Annotated in this window: 10 protein-coding genes and 1 pseudogene; 9 read left to right on the top strand and 2 right to left on the bottom strand. The window is 56.1% G+C overall.

Annotation, left to right across the window (positions count from 1 at the left end; all coding sequences use genetic code 11):
* Positions 1–46 precede the first annotated feature (46 nt).
* Positions 47–703: an amino acid ABC transporter permease gene (locus tag ACTG27_RS03465; protein WP_439979103.1), complete on the top strand. Its 657-nt coding sequence runs from the start codon at positions 47–49 to the stop codon at positions 701–703.
* The gene (locus ACTG27_RS03470; protein ID WP_107682170.1) at positions 700–1,461 is read left to right on the top strand and encodes an amino acid ABC transporter ATP-binding protein; all 762 of its coding nucleotides are present in this window, start codon (positions 700–702) and stop codon (positions 1,459–1,461) included. Before ACTG27_RS03465 ends, ACTG27_RS03470 begins: the two co-directional genes overlap by 4 nt.
* 135 nt (positions 1,462–1,596) lie before the next feature.
* On the opposite strand, the gene ACTG27_RS03475 is transcribed toward ACTG27_RS03470, so the two are convergent.
* Both ACTG27_RS03475 and gltB read right to left on the bottom strand, forming a co-directional pair.
* Positions 1,597–3,012, bottom strand: coding sequence for an FAD-dependent oxidoreductase (locus ACTG27_RS03475; RefSeq protein ID WP_005346752.1), 1,416 nt, complete (start codon positions 3,010–3,012; stop codon positions 1,597–1,599).
* A 12-nt stretch (positions 3,013–3,024) separates the two neighbouring features.
* Complete coding sequence (gene gltB / locus ACTG27_RS03480) at positions 3,025–7,482, bottom strand: glutamate synthase large subunit (RefSeq protein WP_439979104.1); 4,458 nt, start codon at positions 7,480–7,482, stop codon at positions 3,025–3,027.
* Between the two features lie 611 nt (positions 7,483–8,093).
* Between gltB and ACTG27_RS03485 the strand changes: the two genes are divergently transcribed.
* The 7 genes and pseudogenes from ACTG27_RS03485 to ACTG27_RS03515 form a co-directional block, all read left to right on the top strand.
* Positions 8,094–9,023: a TIGR01212 family radical SAM protein gene (locus ACTG27_RS03485; protein WP_005337371.1), complete on the top strand. Its 930-nt coding sequence runs from the start codon at positions 8,094–8,096 to the stop codon at positions 9,021–9,023.
* A 377-nt stretch (positions 9,024–9,400) separates the two neighbouring features.
* Positions 9,401–11,545, top strand: a complete 2,145-nt coding sequence (locus tag ACTG27_RS03490; protein WP_439979105.1) for a type I secretion system permease/ATPase — start codon at positions 9,401–9,403, stop codon at positions 11,543–11,545.
* Positions 11,538–12,971: an HlyD family type I secretion periplasmic adaptor subunit gene (locus tag ACTG27_RS03495; protein ID WP_420939610.1), complete on the top strand. Its 1,434-nt coding sequence runs from the start codon at positions 11,538–11,540 to the stop codon at positions 12,969–12,971. The genes ACTG27_RS03490 and ACTG27_RS03495 overlap by 8 nt, the downstream gene beginning before the upstream one ends.
* Positions 12,972–13,008: 37 nt before the next feature.
* A complete protein-coding gene (locus tag ACTG27_RS03500; RefSeq protein ID WP_421340157.1) occupies positions 13,009–14,334 on the top strand; it encodes a TolC family outer membrane protein in 1,326 nt (441 codons plus the stop codon).
* Positions 14,335–14,469: 135 nt separating this feature from the next.
* Positions 14,470–15,222 carry a transglutaminase-like cysteine peptidase gene (locus ACTG27_RS03505; protein ID WP_005350994.1) on the top strand — a complete coding sequence of 251 codons (753 nt, stop codon included), beginning with the start codon at positions 14,470–14,472 and terminating at the stop codon, positions 15,220–15,222.
* Between the two features lie 3 nt (positions 15,223–15,225).
* On the top strand, positions 15,226–17,151 hold the full coding sequence (locus ACTG27_RS03510; RefSeq protein ID WP_439979106.1) for an EAL domain-containing protein: 1,926 nt from the start codon (positions 15,226–15,228) through the stop codon (positions 17,149–17,151).
* Between the two features lie 263 nt (positions 17,152–17,414).
* Positions 17,415–18,224, top strand: a pseudogene (locus ACTG27_RS03515) (retention module-containing protein); the annotation flags it as partial.
* Positions 18,225–18,593: the final 369 nt, after the last annotated feature.

Genomic DNA, 18,593 nt, shown 5'->3' on the forward strand with positions numbered 1-18,593 from the left:
AATAATAACTAGCGAGGTAATTAACGTGCCAGCCTGGTTGCAGTTAATGATCGACTCTTTTTGGCCCCTGCTTAGCGCGGGGCTTATTTTTACCGTGCCACTGACCCTGATCACCTTTTTCTTGGGAATATTGCTCGGTTTGCTGGTGGCGCTGGCCAGATTATATGGCTCGACACCATTGGTGGCACTGGTTCGTTTTTATGTCTGGCTTATTCGTGGCACGCCGCTGCTGGTACAGCTCTTTCTGATTTTTTATGGCTTGCCGAGTGCTGGCATTGTGCTGGATGCCTTCACCGCCGCGGTGATCGGGTTCACCCTCAACATCGGCGCCTACAGCTCGGAGATCATCCGCGCTACTCTCGCGGCGATCCCGAAAGGGCAGTGGGAGGCAGCCTATTCGATTGGCATGAACTGGCCCCAGGTGATGTGGCGGGTGATCCTGCCGCAGGCGGCGCGCATTGCGGTGCCACCGCTTTCCAACACCTTTATTTCGCTGGTGAAGGACACCTCGTTGGCGGCGGCAGTGACCGTTCCTGAGCTGTTTCAGGCGGCCCAGCGGCTCGCCTCTGTCACCTATGAGCTGCTGATCCTTTACATAGAGACGGCCATCATCTACCTGCTGTTTAGCTCGGTGCTCTCCACCTTGCAAGACCGGCTGGAGCGCAAGTTGACCCACAAAGAGACCCGGGAGGTCGCCCTATGATCCGGTTGCGTGGTATCGAGAAGCAGTTTGGCGGGCAGCGGGTGCTCAAGGGGATCGATCTTGCCATGGTGGCGGGCAGTGTGACCGCCCTGATTGGCCCCTCTGGCAGTGGCAAGAGCACCCTGTTGCGCTGTGTCAATGTGCTGGAGCGGCCGGATGCGGGGCACTTGGTGTTGGGGGGGAGCGAACTCGATTTTTCTCACCATCTGCCTCGCCAGAGCGTGCAGGCATTGCGCCAGCAGACCGGCATGGTATTCCAGAATTTCCAACTGTTCCCGCACATGACGGTGCTGGAAAACGTGATTGAGGGGCTCGTGACCGTGTTGAAGTGGCCAAGAGCGAAAGCGGAGGTGCGCGGCTTGCAACTGCTCGACAAGGTGGGGCTCAGGCACAAGGCCGAGGCGGTGCCTGCCACCCTCTCCGGTGGCCAGCAGCAGCGGGTTGCCATTGCGAGGGCGCTGGCGCCATCGCCCAAGGTACTGCTCTGTGATGAACCCACCTCGGCGCTGGATCCCGAGCTTGCCCAGGAGGTGGTGACGGTGCTGCGCCAGCTGGCCCGCGAGGGAACCACCATGCTAATCGCCACCCACGATCTGCGGCTGGCCGCCCAGATAGCGCAGCAGGTGATCTTTCTGGAGGCGGGTGAGGTGGTGGAAGCAGGCAGTGCACGCCAGATGTTCACCACTCCCAAGCGGGCGCGTACCTTCGAGTACATCTCCACCCTCACCGAGCGGTTGCCGGAGAGCTGGAGCATCTAGCCGCTCCCCGGACGAGGTGGGTGGAGTGATAGGTGACAAGCTGCCAGTGAGAACTCCTAGCCTTGAATCCCGAGTCTGAAAAGAAGAGCCCCGCACTGGCGGGGCTCTGTTTTGGGTTGACTGAGGAAGTGCAGGTTAGACCGCCAGATAGTCCATGATCCCTTCGGCTGCCTTGCGCCCTTCGTAGATGGCGGTGACCACCAGATCGGATCCGCGTACCGCATCGCCACCGGCGAACACCTTGGGGTTGCTGGTCTGGAAGGCATATTCCGCCTGCTCGCGCGCCTTGATGCGATCCCGGTTATCGAGCTCGATGCCAAACTCCGCCATCCAGGGTTGGGGGTTGGGTTGGAAGCCAAACGCCATCACCACCGCATCGGCGGCCAGCACCTGCTCGGAGCCCTCGATAACCACCGGGTTGCGGCGGCCATTGGCATCGGGTTCACCCAGCTCGGTGCTCACCACCTTGATGCCGACGGTGCGACCGCTGGCATCCAGTTCGACTGCCACAGGTTGCAGGTTGAACATGAACTCAACCCCCTCCTCGCGGGCGTTTTTCACCTCCCGCTTGGAGCCCGGCATGTTCTCCTCGTCGCGGCGATAGGCACAGATCACCTTGGCGGCTCCCTGACGAATAGCGGTACGCACGCAGTCCATGGCGGTATCACCACCGCCCAGCACCACCACCTGCTTGCCAGCGAAATCGATGTAGTCGGCTTGCGCCTTCTCGAACCCCAGCAAGCGGTTGGCGTTGGCGATGAGGTAGGGCAGGGCGTCATAGACTCCCGGCGCCTCTTCGTTGGCAAAGCCACCCTTCATGTACTTGTAGGTACCGACCCCGAGGAAGACCGCGTCGAACTCGCCGAGCAGATCGGCGAAGGTGATGTCCTTGCCAACTTCGGTCTCGAGACGAAACTCCACGCCCATCCCCTGGAAGATCTCGCGGCGACGCTGCATCACCTCTTTTTCCAGCTTGAAGGAGGGGATGCCGAAGGTGAGCAGGCCGCCGATCTCCGGATACTTGTCAAACACCACCGGGGTGACGCCGTTGCGTGCCAGCACGTCGGCACAGGCGAGACCCGCCGGGCCGGCGCCGATGACGGCGACCCGCTTGCCGGTCTTGACCACGTTCGAGAGATCGGGCTTCCAGCCCATCTCGAACGCCTTGTCGGTGATGTATTTTTCGATGTTGCCGATGGTCACCGCGCCGAAGCGATCGTTGAGGGTGCAGGAGCCCTCGCAGAGGCGATCCTGCGGGCAGACCCGACCGCACACTTCCGGCAGGCTGTTGGTCTGGTGGGAGAGCTCCACCGCCTCAAGAATGCGCCCCTCTTTGGCCAGTTTCAGCCAGTTGGGGATGTAGTTGTGGACCGGACACTTCCACTCGCAGTAGGGGTTGCCGCACTCGAGGCAGCGATCCGCCTGCATCTGTACCTGCGGCTGATTGAAGGACTCGTAGATCTCCACAAACTGGATTTTGCGGATCTTGAGTGGCTTCTTGGGCGGGTCGACCCGCTGCACATCGATAAACTGAAATACGTTCTGGCTCATAGGGTTCCCTCCTTATTGCGCCTGGATTCTGAGTTCTGCACTGGAACGGCTGGTGTGACCCAGCAGCGATTTCACGTCGCTGGACTTGGGTTTGATCAGCCTGAACTTGGGCACATAGGAGTCGAAGTTGGCCAGGATCTCCTCGGCGCGCGAGCTGCCGGTCTCATTGAGGTGCGCAGTGATGATGCCGCGCAGGTGCTCCTGATGGATGGCGAGATCCGCCACGTCCAGCAGTTCCACCAGCTCGGGGTTGGTGCGCTTGGCGAAGTTGCCGCACTCGTCGAGCACGTAGGCAAAGCCGCCGGTCATGCCCGCCGCGAAGTTGACGCCGGTCTGACCGAGCACGGTGACGATGCCGCCGGTCATGTATTCACAGCCGTTGTCGCCAATCCCCTCGACTACCGCCAGGGCGCCGGAATTGCGCACCGCGAAACGCTCGCCAGCAGTGCCTGCGGCGTAGAGTTTGCCGCCGGTGGCGCCGTAGAGGCAGGTGTTGCCGATGATGGCCGCTTCGTGGGATTTGAACGCCACGCCGACATGGGGCTTGATCACCAGCTTGCCGCCGGTCATCCCCTTGCCCACATAGTCGTTGGCATCGCCAGTGAGGATCATCTCAAGGCCACCCGCGTTCCAGACACCGAAGCTCTGGCCAGCGGTGCCGTTGAAGTGCACCTTGACCGGATCCGCCGCCATCCCCTGATTGCCGTGACGTTTGACGATCTCGCCCGAGAGGCGCGCACCCACCGAGCGGTCGGTGTTGCGAATGTCGTAGCGGAACTCGCCACCGCTTGAGGTTTCCACCGCTTCCAGCAGATCTTCCACCATTTTCAGGTTTAGCGGCCCCTTGTCGAAGGTGGGGTTGTGCTGCTGGCTGAACAGGCTGGAGCCTGCCGGAGCAACCGGACGGGCCAGAATGCCGGAGAGATCCAGCTTGGCCTGACGGGCTGTGAGGCCGGGCAGGGCTTCCAGCAGATCGGTGCGGCCAATCAGGTCGGTCAGCTGGGTGACACCCAGCTGGGCCATCAGCTCGCGAGTCTCCTCGGCGATGAACTTGAAGTAGTTCATCACCATCTCCGGCAGGCCGGTGAAGTGCTCGCGACGCAGCTTCTCATCCTGAGTGGCAACGCCAGTGGCGCAGTTGTTCAGGTGGCAGATCCGCAGGTATTTGCAACCGAGCGCTACCATGGGACCGGTGCCAAAGCCGAAGCTCTCGGCGCCGAGGATGGCCGCTTTGATGATGTCGAGACCGGTCTTGAGGCCGCCATCCACCTGCAGCCGCACCTTGTGGCGCAGACCGTTGGCGACCAGCGCCTGCTGGGTTTCAGCCAGACCCAGCTCCCACGGGGAGCCGGCATATTTGACCGAGGTGAGGGGGCTCGCGCCAGTGCCGCCGTCATAACCGGAGATGGTGATGAAGTCGGCATAGGCCTTGGCCACGCCGCAGGCAATGGTGCCAACGCCGGGTTCGGAGACCAGTTTCACTGACACCAGACAGCTCGGGTTGATCTGCTTGATGTCGAAGATGAGCTGGGCCAGATCCTCGATGGAGTAAATGTCGTGGTGCGGCGGCGGTGAAATCAGGGTCACGCCGGGCACGGAATAACGCAGCTGGGCGATCTGGGCTGTCACCTTGTCACCGGGCAGCTGGCCCCCTTCTCCGGGCTTGGCGCCTTGAGCCACCTTGATCTGCACCACATCGGCGTTCATCAGGTAGTGGGGGGTGACGCCAAAGCGACCGGAAGCCACCTGCTTGATGCGGGAGTTCTTCTCGGTGCCGAAGCGCTTGGGATCTTCGCCACCTTCGCCGGAGTTGCTCTGACCGCCGAGGCGGTTCATGGCAACAGCCAGTGCCTCGTGGGCCTCAGGGCCGAGGGCTCCGATGGACATGGCGGCGGAGTCAAAGCGGGGGAACAGCTTGTCGGCCGGCTCAACCTGATCCAGTGCGACCGGATTGTCGACCTTCTTCAGGGCCAACAGGTCACGCAAGGTAGAGACCGGGCGTTCGTTGACCAGACGGGCGTACTCCTTGTAATCGGCATAGTTGCCGGAGCGCACCGCGGTTTGCAGGGTCTGCACCACATCCGGGTTGTAGGTGTGGTACTCGCCGCCGTGAACGAACTTGAGCAGGCCGCCGTGGGCGAGGGGCTTGCGGGCCAGCCAGGCCTGACGGGCCAGCTTGAGCTGATCCTGCTGGATGTCGGCAAAGTCGGCGCCCTGAATACGGCTCGATACGCCGCGGAAACAGGTCTCGACCACGGCTTTGGCCAGACCCACCGCTTCAAACAGCTGGGAGCAGCGGTAGCTGGCGACCGTGCTGATGCCCATTTTGGACATCACCTTGTAGAGCCCCTTGTTGATGCCGTTGCGGTAGTTGACCATCGCCTGGCGCAGGGGCATGGAGAGCACACCCTCTTCAACCTGCTTGGCCAGGGTTTCGTAGGCCAGATAGGGGTAGATGGCGGTCGCGCCAAAGCCCAGCAGCACCGAGAAGTGGTGCGGATCGCGTACACTCGCGGTCTCCACCAGAATGTTGGCGTCACAGCGCAGGTTGTTGTCCACCAGAGTACGCTGCACCGCACCCACCGCCATGGCGGCCGGGATGGGCAGGGTATCGATGCTGATGTCGCGGTCCGACAGCACCAGAAGTACGGTGCCACTCTTGGCAGCGGTTTTGGCCTCCTCGCAGATGCGCAGGATGGCGGCCTCCAGCCCCTCTTCGGGCTTGAAGTTGAGGCTGATCACCTTGTGGCGGTAGTACTCCCCCTCCAGTGCCAGCAGCTGGTGGAAATCGGAGTAGAGCAGGATCGGTGACTGGAACAGTACCCGGTGGGCGTGGCCGAAGGTCTCGTTGAAGACGTTCTGCTCGCGACCGATACAGGTGGCGAGCGACATGACGTGGTTTTCCCGCAGCGGATCGATGGGCGGGTTGGTCACTTGCGCAAACATCTGGCGGAAGTAGTCATAGAGGGTGCGAGCGCTGGAAGAGAGCACAGCCATCGGGGTGTCATCCCCCATGGAGCCCACCGCTTCCTGACCATTTTCACCGAGAACCCGGATGATCTGGTCCAGCTCCTCGAAGGAGTAGCCAAACAGCTTCTGATAGGTTTTCAGCTGCTCATCGGAGAACTCGCGGCTACCGGTCTGGCTGTCGTCCATCTGCTCGAAGGGGACCAAGCGACGGCAATGTTTGTCCATCCACTGCTTGTAGGTGTGGCGGCTCTTGAGATCGTCATCGATCTCGAAGCTGGTCCACACCTTGCCGTTGCTGGTATCCACCACGAACAGCTCGCCCGGACCGACCCGGCCCTTCTCCAGCACTTCGTCCGGGGTGTAGTCCCAAGTGCCAACTTCGGAGGCCAGCGTGATGAACTTGTCCTTGGTGATGACGTAGCGGGCCGGACGCAGGCCGTTTCTGTCAAGGGCGCAGGTGGCGTAGCGGCCATCGGTCATGACGATACCAGCCGGGCCATCCCACGGCTCCATGTGCATGGAGTTGAAGTCGTAGAAGGCGCGCAGGTCGTCATCCATGTTCGGATGTTTTTGCCATGCTGGCGGGATCAACAGACGCATGGCGCGGAACAGGTCCATGCCACCGGCGAGGAAGAGATCCAGCATGTTGTCGAGGCTGGAGGAGTCAGAGCCGGTGGTGTTGACGAAGGGGGCCGCTTCCTGCAGATCGGGAATGAGCGGGGTGGCAAACTTGTAGCTGCGAGCCTTGGCCCACTGGCGGTTGCCGGCGATGGTGTTGATCTCGCCGTTGTGGGCCAGATAGCGGAACGGCTGGGCCAGCGGCCAGCGCGGACTGGTGTTGGTGGAGAAGCGCTGGTGGAAGACGCAAATGGCGGCCTGCATACGGATGTCGGCGAGATCCAGATAGAAGCGCGGCAAGTCCACTGGCATGCACAGCCCTTTATAGACGGTGACCAGGTTGGAGAGGCTGACCACATAGAAGTAGTCGTCGTTGACGCGCTTTTCGATGCGACGACGCACGATATAGAGGCGACGCTCGAGATCCTTGTCGACCCAGCCGGGCGGGGCGTTGACAAAGACCTGTTCAATGCTGGGCAGGGAGGCTTTGGCGATAGTACCGAGTACGTTGGTATCGACAGGCACCTTGCGCCAGCCGACCAGACTCAGGGTCTCTTTTTCCAGCTCCTCGTCGATGATGTCGCGAGTTGCCTGGGCCAATACGGGGTCAGGGTTGAGAAACAGCATGCCGACCGCATAGTTGCGGCCAAGGTGCCATCCCTTCTCCTCGGCGACAGCTCTGAAGAAGCTGTCCGGTTTTTGCAGCAGCAGACCGCAACCATCGCCGGTCTTGCCATCGGCGGAGATCCCGCCGCGGTGCTGCATGCGAGCCAATGCTGACATCGCGAGACGGACAAGCTTGTGGCTGGCTTCCCCTTCCATGTGGGCCAACAGGCCGAAGCCACAGTTATCCCTCTCCAGCTTTGGATCATATAGTGACATTGCATTTCTCCCTTGCTCGGCCTTGTATCGCACAGTCATCACCTGACTGCATAAATTGCGATTGGCTCTTGTGGTTCCGTCTGCCTGACGTGGCGAATCTCCAAACTAATGGGATTTTCTGGCGAGGTCAATCGCAGGTCAGGTTTGTCTTCATGGTTACATTCGCATAACAAAATGTCGGGTTAGGGGGATTAACTCGCAGTTATTGAGTGTTTATTCTGTGTGGTTTGATTTTGTTGGTTAAATATATCGCCATTGACGGGCTCAATGGTGCGCTCGGCGACTATGGGCGAATGTAGTAATTTTACCAACCCGATGTGGCCGACAGCGGAAGGGATCACATTTTCAATATCCCATGCTTGCAATTGTGTGCTGTCGGGTCTCTTTGAATTTTTCATTGTTCAACAGTGGGTTATCAGGTCTCATTTTCATATTGATGTTTACTGTTTTAATCATCAAAGAACTGTAAAAATCCTTTTTTTGCGCTTTTTATCTATATTTATTCAAAATTGGTCGGGTATTTATATGTTTTACCCTCTCCGCTAGCTTGATCCAGCTCAGCCCCTGTTTTGCGCAAGCTCGTACAATGGCGCTCCTTTAGCGGAGGTGTCATGCAGTTACACGAACTCGTCAATACATTCGGTCAGGATCTCAAGCAGCGTCATGGTCAGAAGATCCACAAACTCTCCATCCATGGGGCCTTCACCTGCCCGAACCGGGACGGCACCCTGGGCCGTGGTGGCTGCACCTTCTGCAACGTTTCCTCTTTTGCCGACGAGTCGGCCCAACAACTCTCCGTGGTGCAACAACTGCTGGCTCGCCGGGACGAAGTCACCCGTGCCAAACGCTATCTTGCCTACTTTCAGGCATATACCAGCACCTATGCCGAGGTCGAATATCTGCAGCGGATGTATGAAGAGGCGCTGTCAGTGAGCGATATGGTGGGGCTCTGTGTGGGCACTCGCCCCGATTGCGTGCCGGATGCGGTGCTGGATCTGTTGGCGGGCTATCAGGCCCGGGGTTACGAGGTGTGGCTGGAGCTCGGGCTGCAAAGTGCCAATGACAAGACCCTGCAACGGATCAACCGCGGCCATGGTTATGCCGCCTATGAGGATGCGGTAAGACGTGCCCATCAGCGCGGCATCAAGGTATGTGCTCATCTGATCGTCGGCCTGCCGGGGGAGGTGCCGATGGACAGCCTCGATACCCTGCATCGTATCGTTGAGACCGGTGTTGAGGGGATCAAGTTGCATCCGCTTCATGTTGTTGAGGGTAGTACTCTTGGCAAAGCGTGGCAGGCGGGTCGGCTTGAGGTATTGACGCTGGAGCAGTATGTGGAAGCGGCCGTTGCCATGATCCAGCACACGCCGCCCGAGGTGGTGTATCACCGGATTTCGGCCTCCGCGCGCCGTCCAACTCTGTTGGCGCCAGCCTGGTGTGAAAATCGCTGGACTGCCATGGCGGATATTGCCAAAGCACTCTCATTGAGCGGCCCGCAAGGTCACGCGTTGGGCAGACCCTTCATACTTCCTGACCTATAATTGAGCACCAGATTATTATTTTCACGTAAAACATAGGGTTATATAAAAAACTTCATACCCTAAACTATAGTTTTGGTACGTGCCGGTTGATATAGTGGTGCGCCATAATAAATGTCATTATCAATTAACTCCGACATTCACCCTGGTTGCAGTGTTAGCATGGTGTTGATGAGTCGATTATTTTTACCAATAACGAATCATGCCGCCATTGCTGCTGTGCCGGGAAATTGGGGATGAGTGTCGCGATCTATCTGGACAGGTTTATCCCCTGATCAGTCTCATCAGCGGGAAGGCCACTCGGTTTTAGCGTGGCTATAGCAGGGAAATATGAGCGATGAACGCTCTTATCTACCTCATTTATGCAGTGACAGGATGCTATGCAAGCAGAAACAAGTCGTATTGATGAGTTATTGGAGTGTCTGGTCTTTTTGACCCGTTTTTATGGTGTACCCAACAGTCAGGATGCCCTGACGACCGGGTTGCCACTGGTCTCCGGACGCCTGACAACCGCACTCTTTTGCCGTGCTGCCGAGCGGGGCGGGTTATCCGCCCGTGAAGTGATCCAGCCACTGGCCGATATTTCTCCCTTGCTGCTGCCTTGCGTATTGCAGATGCGCAGTGGTGGCGCCTGCATTTTGCTGGAGTGGAACGAAGATCGCAGCCAGGGGAAAGTGATTTTCCCGCAGGCCGGTGATGCCGCGCAATGGCTGACCGCAGCCCAGTTGGGTGATGAGTATCTGGGACGCCTCTTCTACGTGAAGAAGCAGTTCAAGTTTGACGAACGCTCGCCCAAGGTGCTGGAAACCCGTGATGGCCACTGGTTCTGGAGCACCTTGTTCGAATCCCGCGGCATCTATCGCGATGTGCTGATCGCCTCCATTCTGATCAACCTGTTTGCCATCGCCAGCCCTCTTTTCACCATGAACGTCTATGACAAGATTGTGCCCAATCTGGCGTTTGATTCACTCTGGGTGCTGGCGGTCGGGGCCATGGTGGTCTTTACCTTCGATTTTGTGATGCGGCAGTTGCGCAGCTACTTTATCGATATCGCTGGCAAAAAGTCTGATGTGCTGCTGTCCGCCAAGATTTTCGCCAAGGTGATGGGCATGAGGATGGAATCTCGTCCCGCTTCCACCGGCGCGTTCGCCAAACATCTGCAGGAATTTGAATCGGTGCGGGAGTTTTACACCTCCGCAACGGTTTCTACTCTTATCGATCTCCCTTTTGCCGTCTTCTTCCTTTTTATTATCTGGATGTTTGCCGGTGTGATGGTGGTGGTCCCCATCGTCGCCATGCTGATCCTCATCGCTTACAGCTTTTATATTCAGGAGCCTCTCAAGCAGTCCATCGAAGAGGGTTCGCGCCTTGCGTCCCAGAAAAACGCCAACCTGATTGAAAGTATTTCCGGGCTGGAAACCGTCAAGATCTTCGGCGCCGAGAGCATGTTCCAGCATCGCTGGGAACAGGCCGTCTCCCATATTTCCACCTGGGGCGTACAGACCCGCCGCATTACCAACTCCATGTCATCGCTGGCCAGCTATATCCAGCAGGTGGTAACCGTCGGCCTGGTGATCGTCGGTGTTTACCAGATATCCGAGGGCTTGGTCACCATGGGGGGGATGATTGCCGCCGTGATGCTCTCCAGCCGTGCGATTGCGCCCATGGTGCAGCTCTCCGTGCTGTCGACCCGCTATAACCAGGCCAAGTCTGCGTTGGATATTCTGGAAAAAATCATGCAAACCCCGGGGGAGCAGGAGGAGGGCAAGCAATATATTCATCATCCGGTGATTGCCGGTCGCATTGAATTTGAAAATGTCTCCTTCAAATATCCGGGAATGGAAACCAGCACTCTGCACAATATCAATTTGCGTATTCAGCCGGGTGAAAAGGTGGCGATTATCGGCCGGATTGGTGCAGGCAAAACGACCCTCGAGAAGTTGCTGATGGGACTGTATCGGCCGACCGATGGTTCGGTACGCATCGATGGATTTGAACTGGATCAGCTGCCCTCGGCGGTGATCCGCCGCAATATCGGTTGTGTTCCGCAAGATGTTATTCTCTTTTTCGGCTCGGTGCGGGACAACATCATGCTGGGCAATCCACTGGTGGATGATGTGCGGGTTTTGCGTGCTGCCAAGCGGGCGGGCGTCACCAACTTTACCAACCGGGATCCCAACGGGCTTGACCGTCAGATCGGCGAGGGGGGCCGCCAGCTCTCCGGTGGCCAGCGTCAGGCGATCTTGCTGGCGCGGGCCCTGCTCAATGATCCCCCCATTCTGGTGATGGATGAGCCGACCTCCAACATGGATAACCAGTCCGAGATGCAGGTGAAACAGGAGCTGGCTCGACTCGGCCCGGAAACCACCTTGATCCTCATCACTCACAAAACCTCGATGCTGGATGTGGCATCGCGAGTGATCGTTATCGAGCAGGGGCAGATCGTTGCTGATGGCCCCAAAGAGGTGGTGTTGCAGCAGTTGAAGGAAGGCAAGGTGCGCGTGCAGGAGGTGTCCCATGGTTAAGGGGCTCATGGACTGGTTCAAGCGCAGCAAAAGGGCGCCTTCCGGCGAGGTATTGCCAGCACCCGAGCATCTGGAATTTGTCGATGACGGCGCGGCAGCTGTACTGCTGACCACGCCGACCGGAGCTCGTATCCTGCTATGGTGCTGTTTCCTCTTTTTCATGAGTGCCATTGTCTGGGCGGCCTGGGCCGAACTGGATGAAGTCACCGTGGGTCAGGGCAAAGTTATTCCGTCCCGTCAGCTGCAGGTGATCCAGAACCTGGAAGGGGGGATCGTCAAAGAGATCTTCGTTAAAGAGGGGGATATCGTCGAAAAGGGGCAGCCGCTGCTGCGTATTGATGACACCCGTTTCCGCTCCGACTTTAGAGAACGGGAGCAAGAGGTAGTCACCCTCAAGGGGGATGTGGCCCGTCTGCGCGCCGAGATGGCCAGCGTCGAGGTGAAAAACGACCCGGCACTGGGGTGGCGTGAACAGGTCGTGGTAGGTGAAGCGCCAATCCAGTTCCCCGATGGTTATGAAACCGTCTTTGCCGAATACGCACACCGTGAGCGGTCTGTACAGCGGGATCGCCTCAATAACCTGAAGAACCAGCTCTATATTCTTGGTCAGCAAATCGAACAGAAAGAGCAGGAGTTGATTGAACTGAATGCCAAGATCCGCACCGTGAATCGCAGTGTGGATCTGGCCAGACAGGAACTGAATATTAGCCGTCCGCTGGCGAAAGAGGGTATAGTGCCTCAAGTGGAGCTAATCAAGCTGGAGCGGCAGGTCAACGAGATGCAGGGGGAGCTGGAGAGCAACCGTCTGCTGATCCCAAAACTCAATTCGGTGCTGCGTGAGACCATCTCCAAGCGTAATGATATTGCGCTGAAGTTCAGAGCTGACTCCCAGACTGAACTGAACGAGAAGCAGGGGCGACTTGGCCAGTTGTCAGAAGGGCAGGTTGGCTTGCGAGACAGGGTCGACCGGACCAGTGTGATTGCTCCGCTCAAGGGCACCATCAAAAAACTCAAGATCAACACCCTGGGCGGCGTGGTTCAGCCCGGCATGGATTTGATGGAGATTGTGCCACTGGAGGATACCTTGCTGGTAGAAGCCAAGGTGTCACCGAAAGATATCGCCTTCCTGCGACCAGGGCTGGATGCCATCGTCAAAATTACTGCCTACGACTTTACAATCTATGGAGGATTGCATGGCAAGGTTGAACAGATAAGTGCGGATTCGATCCAGGATGAGGAGGGGAACTCCTTTTATCTGGTTCGGGTTCGAACAGAGAAGAGTTACTTGGGCGATGAGCTTAACGCACTTCCCATCATCCCCGGTATGTTAGCCAGTGCTGATATCATTACTGGTAAAAAAAGTGTCCTAGACTATTTGCTTAAGCCGATTTTACGGGCAAAGCAGTCGGCACTGAGAGAACGATAAGCCAACAATCTAAAAACAAAACATGACTGGAGATAACATGAAAAAAACGATTGTTGCCATGCTGGTCAGTGGCTGCATCCTGATCCCGAGTTTGGGTCAGGCCCAGACTCTGGAAGAGTCGGTGGCACAGACACTTGCTACGCATCCCAAGATAAAGGAAGCGTTTGATCTGTATCAGGCACGACTCTATCAGCATGATGGAGCCAAGGGTGGCTATTATCCTACGATCGATCTGCGTGGCGGCGTAGGCTATGAAAAAACTGACAGCCCTTCTACCCGTGCTGCCAGCGCCAACAGCAATATTGATGATTCCATGACTCGCAAAGAGGCTGGACTCAGTCTGCGGCAAATGTTGTTTGATGGCTTTGATGTCAGCAACAACGTCTCCAGAACCGAAGCTGAAGCCAATGCCCAGCGTCTGGCGATGATCTCCGAAGCAGAAAACACTGCGCTGCGGGTGGCTGAGGTCTACCTCAATATGCTGCGTCAGAAGGAGATTTTGGAACTCTCCAAACAGAACCTGGAAACCCACGAACAAATCCGCAGCGACATCAGCAAGCGGACTGATTCAGGGCTTGGTTCTACTGCGGATCAGACCCAGATTGAAGGTCGTGTTGCCCGGGCCTATTCAAATCAGGCCGCTGCTGAAAACAACTATCGCGACGCAGAGAGTGAATTTATTCGTGTCGTGAACGAGGTTCCCAAAGATCTGGTACAGCCGGTTCCCAATACCGAGCTTATCCCGACCAGCCTCGATAGTGCGCTGAAAACGGCGACCGAAGTCCACCCGACCCTGCTCTCTTCCCTGCAGGATATCGAAGCGGCCAAGTATCAACATGAAGGCGCCAAATCCGGTTTCTACCCGAATGTAACATTCGAGGTCGATCAGAACTGGAATGAGGATATCGATGCGGTCAAAGGGCGCAACGATGATCTGACCGCAATGGTGCGCATGCGTTACAACCTGTTCCGTGGCGGTTCTGATGTGGCAGAGAGCAATGCAACATCGGCGCTCTACTCTCAGGCGAAAGACATTCATTTGAATGCGTTTCGCCAGGTTGAGGAAGGCACTCGTCTCGCCTGGAACGCGAAAGAGTCGCTGGCCAAGCAGAAGACCTTCCTGAAAGAGCATGTTGACGCCAGCTATGACACCGTACAGGCATACAAGAAGCAGTTTGGTTTGGGTCAACGGACATTGCTGGACGTATTGAACACCGAGAACGAATTGTTCGAGGCGCGTCGCAGCTATATCACTGCCGAGTATGATGCACTGCTGGCTGACTATCGCATTCTCAACGCGACAGGCAGTCTGCTCAATGCATTTAGCGTCAAACAACCCGCTGAATGGCAGGCCAGGCAATAACCGTTTGTTCATGATCCCGCAGGGATCATGAACGCCAACATGGTGATTGCAGCTGGCAGTCACCATGTTTGGCTAACGCAGGTTGTTGTACGAGCTTTGAGGAGTGCAGCAGTAATAATGCAGCAGGAATATGATGTGACACTCCAGCGCGGAACCGGTAGCCGATGGTGTTATCTTCTCAATGAATGGAGATACCGATCACTACGCGCTCTGCGCCACTCCTTATGGATCCTGCTGTTACCCTTCTCACTTCTGCTCTGTGCCAGTCAGCCTCTGCCACAGGAAGATCTCAACTTGATAAAACGGGCGGAGCAGACCTATGGCGCCAGAGCCGGCAAGCGTGTAACCAGTTGGCGTATGTTGGTCATGGAGACGAAGGGCAGGGCCCTGAGCGAAGAAAAAAAGCTTGAGCGGGTAAATAATTTTTTCAATCGAATGCGTTTTATTGACGATATCAAGTTGTGGCGCAAAAAGGATTATTGGGCAACCCCGCTGGAATTTTTGGGAGCCGCCGGGGGAGACTGTGAAGATTTCAGTATCGCCAAATACTCTACGCTGCTCGAGCTTGGGATCCCGGATGATAAAATGCGGATGGTGTACGTCAAGGCGCTTGATTACAACCAGTTTCACATGGTGGTGGCATATTATGAGACACCCTCTTCCGTTCCGGTTATTTTGGATAATTTGATAGGCTCGATTCGCCCTGCCACACAGCGGCGTGATCTGGTGCCTATTTACAGTTTTAACGGTAGTCACTTGTGGTTGATGAAGGCACGAGGCCAAGGGGAACTGGCTGGTCAATCATCCCGCTTGGGACTATGGAATGATTTACGCAATCGCATGACCTCGGGGCGATTGGCTCGGCCAGTGGTGAATTTGGATGATTAACCTATGACGCTCTATCGACAGTTATTAGCCACCATGCTGCTGCTGTTTGGATTGTTATTTGCGGCCACATACTGGGTGCAATTCAATTCAACCCGCACTTATCTGGCGCAGCAACAGGAAACAACGGTCATCAATACGGCAACCTCGCTGGGGCTTGCGCTCACCCCCTATCTGGAAAACGGTGACAAGGTCGGTGCCGAGTCGGTGATCCAGGCTATTTTTGATGGCGGCTATTATCGACTGGTTCGCCTTGACCTGCTTGCATCAAAGGATGTCATCGAGCAGGAAAATACCAACAATATTCAGGGGGTGCCGCAGTGGTTTGTGAATTTGGGTCTGTTTCCTGAGGTATCCAACGAGTCAATTCTGACGTCTGGCTGGTTGCAGCTTGGAAAATTAAAAGTAGTGGGTCACCCCGGCCAGGCTTATTACGAGTTGTGGCGGGGGATGAGCGAGCTGGCGAGCTGGTTTCTGGTCGGCTTTTTGATCACCACAATTTTGTTGATGAGAGCACTCAACTACTTGCTCAAGCCACTCAAACAGATCTGTGATCAAGCCGTCGAGATCGAGCTGCACCATTTCGGTCATACGATCCCGGAGCCTAAAACCCATGAATTGAAGCAGGTCGTTCAGGCGATCAACACCCTCTCAAGCAAGTTGGCGTTGCAGTTCAAAGAGCAAGCCGATGAGGCCGAGAAATTGCGTGAGCGGGTTTATGTCGATGCCGTGTCGGGGCTTGGCAACCGAGCCTATTTTGTGGGTCAGGTAAACGCATGGATAGCGGAGGCTGGCCAAGGTGGCGTCATGCTGGTTGCGGTCGACATGCTGGATGATATCTATCGCGATGAAGGCTTTGCTGCCCGTGACAACATGGTCAAATCGATAGCTCAGGCTTTGAAAGAGCAATTAAAAGGGTGGGATGGCGCAGCCTTGGCACGGATCTCCGCGACGGAATATGCGCTGCTCTGTCCAACTGACGATCTGACTCAGCTAAAAGAGCTGGCTGAAGTGATTAATAGCCGCATTGCCGATCTGGTGGTGAATCCAATGGGCGAAGGGGATGCGCTCTCCGTCATCGGTATTGCCGGTCGTGATGGCAATGATGATCTCTCTGCCTTGTTGACCAAAGCCGATAATGCGCTTGGCAAGGCGCGCAATGAACGCCGTGGTGCTGTGGTGATGGAAGGGGGTACCGAGCAAGGTTTGATGGGGCGTTTGGCCTGGCGAGATCTGGTACAAGATGCAATTTCACGACAACTTTGGCGCTTCAAAGCACAACCAGCTTGCCGGTTTGATAATGGAGCAAGGTTGCATGCCGAGCTGTTTGCTTCTATCTCTCGGGATGGCACTGATTATTTTGCCGGTCAGTTCTTGCCCGCGATTGAACAGTTCAAATTGGGGGGCGAGTTTGACCAAGCGGTGCTTGATGCTTGCGTTCCATTACTGCAAAAACACTCTGATCTGGTACTGGCGATCAACATCACTGCTGGCTCGCTCTGCTCGGATGAGTTTTTAACCTGGCTGACGCGCTATCTGACCGAGCATGCAGAGCTCAAAGAGCGGTTGTTATTTGAAATACCTGAAGCTGCCATCATGAAACATAAAGACAACGTGGCTGCGTTGGTTGGCACCTTGCAAGCTCATGGTTTCCAGTGGGGGGTTGACCACTATGGTCGTCACTTCCAGTCTCTGGGCTATCTGGAGGAGTTGTCGCCGGCTTATGTCAAGGTTGATCACGGTTATACCAGTCAGGTCATGGAGCCGGGGGCTGACACCTCATTCCTGGCTGCAGTGTGTCGCGCCGCACATAATGCCGGTGTGACCACCATTGCGACCCGTGTCGAGGATCAACATCAAGTGGAACTGCTTTCCAAGTTGCATATCGATGGTTACCAGGGATTTGTTCATCCTGCCTTCCCATTGTCTTGAATTAAATGCTGGAAATGGCCCCGATAGGGGCCTTTTTTATACCAGTTACTTCTCTTTTCGCCATTTTTCTATAACCAACTCAAGGTCAGTCTTGAATGGGGCTGTGCCTAGGGTTCTGATTTGTATTAAGAAATTCCAACTCTTCGATTTTTTTCCGTCCATTTGTTGAATTCCTCTCGAACGTACGCTTTTTTGCAAAGGAACAGCGCGCTATCTCCTTCTACGGTGTAGACATCAAGATCTGTCACCTTGGAGCAATGGATATGCGTACCCAAATCATCGACAAGTCCGTGGTTGTCTCAGCTATCGAAGGCAATGTGGAGATTGTGCTGGCTGATGGAAGCAGCCGCCCTCTGCAAAAAGGGGAAATTCTCCAACCCGGAGCCAAATTGACCATAGCTGATGACGCCAAGCTGGCTCTTTCCCCTTATGACGATACTCCAGCATCGGATGTTCCGGCAGGTTCCGAGTCCGCTGAACCTGCTCAACCGCAAGTGGCGGCCAGCCAGGAAGGCGCACCTTCAGATATTGCCGCATTGCAAGAATCGATTCTGCAGGGTGTTGACCCGACTCAAAACTTTGAGGCTTCTGCTGCTGGTGGGGCACCAGCGGCCGGTGGTGGTGGCGGTATTGGTGGGGTTGCGGGGGCCAGTGGTAATGGTGGTTTCGTAACAATTGATCGAACAGGCGATGCCACGATAGCGGCTGCAGGGTTTGATACCACCTACGATACGGCCGCTGTCATCAATGAAAATCAGGCCGAAGATTTGATTCTTGAAAATCAGCTTGATGATTTGGGCGAAACCGCCGTGACCCTGGAAGACACTCAGATCAGTGGGAATTTGCTCGACAATAGTACTAATCCAGATGGGCCTGCTGATGCCTCTATCGTTTCATATGACTGGGGTATCAATATCGGAGTCCCTGCTGGTGTTGCTGCCACCATTACCGGAGTGGGCACGCTGATCATCAATCCGGATGGGAGCTATATCTTTACTCCTGCGCCTAACTATGATGGCGCAGTTCCCCCAGTGAACTATCAGGTAACTGATGGCCAGGATACAGTGACTTCAACACTCGTTATCTCCATTACTCCGGTAGATGAGGCGGTAGGCCTTGATGGGCTGACTCTGGAAGGGGGAGAGGTGTTGGTCAGTGATGCCAACTTGGTCGACGGTTCGGCACCTAACGCTGCCGCGTTAACTCAAAGTGGGGTGTTTACTTTTAATGCCCCTGATGGCGTCCAGAGTTTGACCTTGGCTGGCGTTACATTAATCACCAATGGCCAGTTAGGCGCATCGTTTCCACAATCCATTATCAGCTCGTTAGGAAATGTACTGACTATCTCAGCGGTGACCTACAACCCGGTGACCGGTGAAGGGCAAGTCAGTTACAGCTATACCCTTGGCGATAATGGAGACCATACAAGACCCGTCAATGAC

The organism is Aeromonas sp. 97A (assembly GCF_051919185.1).
Lineage (GTDB): Bacteria > Pseudomonadota > Gammaproteobacteria > Enterobacterales > Aeromonadaceae > Aeromonas > Aeromonas veronii.

Bases quoted from the DNA above. Each gene is read 5' to 3' on its own strand.
- ACTG27_RS03490 (WP_439979105.1), top strand. From the start codon at position 9,401: ATGCAAGCAGAAACAAGTCGTATTGATGAGTTATTGGAGTGTCTGGTC.
- ACTG27_RS03475 (WP_005346752.1), bottom strand. From the start codon at position 3,012: ATGAGCCAGAACGTATTTCAGTTTATCGATGTGCAGCGGGTCGACCCG.
- ACTG27_RS03500 (WP_421340157.1), top strand. From the start codon at position 13,009: ATGAAAAAAACGATTGTTGCCATGCTGGTCAGTGGCTGCATCCTGATC.
- ACTG27_RS03495 (WP_420939610.1), top strand. From the start codon at position 11,538: ATGGTTAAGGGGCTCATGGACTGGTTCAAGCGCAGCAAAAGGGCGCCT.
- ACTG27_RS03465 (WP_439979103.1), top strand. From the start codon at position 47: ATGATCGACTCTTTTTGGCCCCTGCTTAGCGCGGGGCTTATTTTTACC.
- ACTG27_RS03485 (WP_005337371.1), top strand. From the start codon at position 8,094: ATGCAGTTACACGAACTCGTCAATACATTCGGTCAGGATCTCAAGCAG.
- gltB (WP_439979104.1), bottom strand. From the start codon at position 7,482: ATGTCACTATATGATCCAAAGCTGGAGAGGGATAACTGTGGCTTCGGC.
- ACTG27_RS03510 (WP_439979106.1), top strand. From the start codon at position 15,226: ATGACGCTCTATCGACAGTTATTAGCCACCATGCTGCTGCTGTTTGGA.
- ACTG27_RS03470 (WP_107682170.1), top strand. From the start codon at position 700: ATGATCCGGTTGCGTGGTATCGAGAAGCAGTTTGGCGGGCAGCGGGTG.